This window comes from Arthrospira sp. PCC 8006 (genome assembly GCF_046480465.1).
Taxonomy (GTDB): domain Bacteria; phylum Cyanobacteriota; class Cyanobacteriia; order Cyanobacteriales; family Microcoleaceae; genus Limnospira; species Limnospira platensis.
The window spans coordinates 1-3957 of the sequence record NZ_PKGG01000327.1; the positions used below are offsets into that span (position 1 = coordinate 1).

General features: G+C 45.4%; 3 protein-coding genes and 1 pseudogene. 1 reads left to right on the forward strand and 3 read right to left on the reverse strand.

Annotation, left to right across the window (positions count from 1 at the left end; translation table 11 throughout):
* A partial coding sequence (locus B9T16_RS26510) for an AAA family ATPase (RefSeq protein WP_410246158.1) occupies positions 1–566 on the reverse strand: 566 nt, incomplete at its 3' end.
* Positions 567–785: 219 nt separating this feature from the next.
* Positions 786–1349 carry a hypothetical protein gene (locus B9T16_RS26515; RefSeq protein WP_410246159.1) on the reverse strand — a complete coding sequence of 188 codons (564 nt, stop codon included), beginning with the start codon at positions 1347–1349 and terminating at the stop codon, positions 786–788.
* 146 nt (positions 1350–1495) lie between these two features.
* On the opposite strand from B9T16_RS26515, the gene B9T16_RS26520 reads away from it, so the two are divergent.
* Complete coding sequence (locus B9T16_RS26520) at positions 1496–2101, forward strand: cytochrome b/b6 domain-containing protein (RefSeq protein WP_006618164.1); 606 nt, start codon at positions 1496–1498, stop codon at positions 2099–2101.
* 133 nt (positions 2102–2234) lie between these two features.
* Here the strand turns inward: B9T16_RS26520 and secA are convergent.
* Positions 2235–3957: pseudogene (gene secA / locus B9T16_RS26525) on the reverse strand (preprotein translocase subunit SecA); the annotation flags it as partial.

The following is a 3957-nucleotide window of genomic DNA, read 5'->3' on the forward strand; positions in this document are numbered from 1 at the left end:
ATAGGATAAAATCTCTCCGGGTCCGAAATCTGACTTAAAACGGGTTCTGTGGATTTAAAATTGACCTGTTGACTTTCTTGGGGATATCTCTGAAAACCCACTTTTCCTTCTTCCCGAGTGGAAATAACCCCCTGAGCATTATTCATGTCCATGAAGATAAAATCATCTTGATCATCACTTCGGCAATATAGCTTTTCTTTCAAGTAATATGAAGTTGACCCCGCTTTAAAGATTGTGAGTTCGTAAATGGGATTAGTTTTAAATTGGAATCCTCTTCTATCGTGATTTTGGTGAATTGCATCTTTGCTAAATTCAAAGCGGAGTTTTATATAGTCTTTGGTGTCCTCATTAAAATTGGCCACGGCATCAAAGCCACTCCACTTTTTTAAAAAAGTCTTTTCCAATCCATTCCCGGCAATAATCTCATACAGTAAAGCGATCGCCTTTAACAAGTTGGATTTGCCACTACCATTAATACCTAGGAGAATATTCACACCAGGATTCAGCTTGATGGTTGTGGGTTTTCGGAAACTAAAAAAGTTTTCTAAGGTAATTTCTGACAGCATTCTTATGGATTTTTCTTTGATATGGTCTGTGTCTGTCTAAGTTATAACTTGGATTATACTATAAATATGCTTGATTTCGGTATGGGGACTGTTTAAGGCTGCTGTCTTTTCATTCTTCCACACTTCTCCTCTTGATGGTCAGACAAGTTTGCGCCTCAACTAGGCTGGTGGTGAATGGCGACTATGGGGACTACAATCCTATCCATTTATGGGTAAAAATTAAGGCGGCGATACCGGTTCATATAAGATAGTTTTTCCTCGTCTTTGACCAGAATCTTGCCATCCCCGTTTATGTAGTTCTCCTAGGCGGTTTAAAGTGGTAATATAAGGCGCAGAAACTCCCAAAATCTCGGCTAATTCCTTGCCAGTTTTTAAGCGAGAATCAACTTCTTTTGCTGATGGTTTTGGTGGTGATGGTAGGGAAGGTTTTGATAACTTATTGGATAACTTACTAGCCGGGGACGCTGACGGCGGGGGTGCAGAGGGGCGATCGCTCTCTTTTGAGTCTATATAATTCTGCAATATATCCTGAATTTGGGGTTCCAGATTTTGTTGCAAATAATCTTCAATAATTTGTGTGATATTGAGATCCATTCTCCCCTCTGAACTCGGGGAAAAGGCGATCGCCACCTGATGATCCAGAGGTGCCAGATAAATTTTGATGAACCCAACTAACACCTGTTCAGGGGACATTTGATAGGTCGCACAACGTTGCTGGAAATCCTGCCACAGCTTAGGATTAACCTTCAAATTAATCGAAACTTCATGGTCTGAGAAAACCACAGAATCTACCCTATTGTAATAGCCTTTCTCATTATAGATTACTGCTTTTCCTGCCCAAATCACACAGATAGCAAAGGATAATTATACCCATTGCCCAACTAATCTTAAAACCCTGCTATACTATTGATAAAGAAACTCAAAAAATTATGAGCGATTCCAAACCCTACCAACCCTTCCTATTTCGCCTGTTACACGGCTTAAATAGCCTTTTAGTATGTGGATGTATTATCACTGGCTATCTCGTTTACCAAAGCTACGATCGCCGTTTCGGGACTCTCTGGTTAATCCCCGAAGATAGCAACCTGATCGACATTCATGGAACCTGGGGATTTTTCCTATTCTTTATGGCTTTAGCCTTCACCTACTACAGCCTACGCCAGGGAAAAAAACGCCTCATCCAACCTGACACCCTAGCCCAACTCAAACGCACCCCACAGCCTATCTGGTGGTACACCCTCCATCGTATCACCAACACCATAGCCCTATTAGCCCTAGCCCTAGCCGTCATTTCTGGCAAATTCCAGGACGAAAACTGGCTGAGGGTAGGAGAAACACATCATTTGTGGTATAATATCCACCTGGTAGCTTGGGGAATTATGATTGTGGCGATCGCCCTTCATGTTCTCATGGCGGCGCGGGTTGGGGGTGTTCCCCTGCTCTTGTCTATGGCTAATTCTCAAATACGACCCAGCGACCATCCTCGTCTCTGGTGGGATAACTTGCGAAACTGGCTAAAACGTCCTCGGTTTTAATCCTTAAAAACGGAAAAGGCACTTGGGAGTCTGGCCGAGTTTCGACCCCAAGTACCTCTTCCTTCAAACCTTACTCCTCACACTTGACAACCAATATATACTATTTTCCGAGATTGTCAAGGGCATTCCCCAATTACGCCACCGCTGGCTGAGGCTGAAACTGGAACATCGAGTAAATCACATTCCGGCGAATATCCGTCATCATATCCAGGAAAAGTTCGTAACCCTCCCGCTTGTACTCCACAAGCGGGTCTTTTTGACCATAGCCCCGCAGACCCACAGACTCCCGCAAAGCATCCATTTGTTGCAAATGCTCCCGCCACAGACTATCAATTTGTTGCAGAATAAAAAACCTTTCCGCATCCCGCATCAGTCCAGGGCGAATCTGATTTACCTGAGCCTCCTTAATATCATAAGCATTACGCAGTTGTTCATATAAGAAAGTCTTAATCTCCTCAACCGTCATATCAAACAACTGTTCAGCAGCCAGATCCTTCAGTAAATAAACAAACTCCTTCACCTTAGCCACCAAAGTCTCAAGATCCCACTCTTCCGAAGGCAGATCCGGGTTAATATAAGCCTCGACGATATCATCCATCGTCTTTTCCCCATACTTAATCACCTGTTCCTTGAGATCCTGACCCTCCAATACCCGGCGGCGTTCCGCATAAATAGCCCGACGCTGATTATTCATCACCTCGTCGTACTCGAACACCTGCTTACGGATATCATAATAATAAGTCTCTACCTTTTTCTGGGCATTTTCCAGCGATCGCGTCAACAACTTCGACTCAATAGGTAAATCCTCCTCCACCTGAAAAGCCGTCATCATCGCCGCCACCCGCTCACCACCAAAAATCCGCAGCAAATTATCTTCCAGACTCAAAAAGAAGCGAGTCGAACCCGGGTCTCCCTGACGACCAGCCCTTCCCCGCAACTGGTTATCCACCCGACGGGACTCATGGCGTTCTGTACCGATAACGTGCAATCCTCCCAGGGAAACCACCTCATCATGTTCCTCATGAGTAAACACCTCATACTCAGCCACAATAGCCTGATAAACCTCCCGTATCCGCTGAACCACCACATCAGTAGTGGGAGCTTTTTCCGAAGCTACAGCTAGGATATCCTCAGCCTGGAGTTCAGGAACACTACGTTCCCCATACACCGACACCGCAAAATCTACCGCCGATCGCAGTTTCTCCTGAGTATCTACCGACAACTCCGTCGGAMAAATCCCCGCCGCCACCTTCCACACCTTCGGCTTATCAGCAGCAGCAAAACCCTGGKGCTTATTACGACGGGGACCCCCTCCGATTTGAGGGATAGCCAATTCTCGCTCATCTTGCGGTTTCACAATTCGGGGCATAAAATACTCCCGTAACTTCAACCGCGCCATATAATCAKCATTACCCCCCAGGATAATATCAGTTCCTCGCCCCGCCATATTAGTAGCAATAGTCACAGCCCCTTTGCGACCAGCTTGCGCCACAATTTCCGATTCCCTTTCCACATTCTCCGGCTTCGCATTCAAAAGGTTATGGGGAACCTCCTGCTGTGATAACAAACCAGAAAGCAACTCCGATTTTTCTACGCTCGTAGTTCCCACCAATACAGGTCTACCCATATTGTGCATTTGGGCGCATTCAGTAGCGATCGCCAGCCATTTACCCTGCTCAGTTTTATAAACCATATCCGACAAATCCGCACGAGCCGTCGGTCGGTTAGTCGGAACCACCGTCACCTGCAAACTATAAATCTTCTCAATTTCCGCCTCCTCAGTTTTCGCCGTCCCCGTCATCCCCGACAACTTAGGATATAGCAAAAAGAAATTTTGATAAGTAATCGTCGCCAGA

Bases quoted from the DNA above. Each gene is read 5' to 3' on its own strand.
- B9T16_RS26520 (WP_006618164.1), top strand. From the start codon at position 1,496: ATGAGCGATTCCAAACCCTACCAACCCTTCCTATTTCGCCTGTTACAC.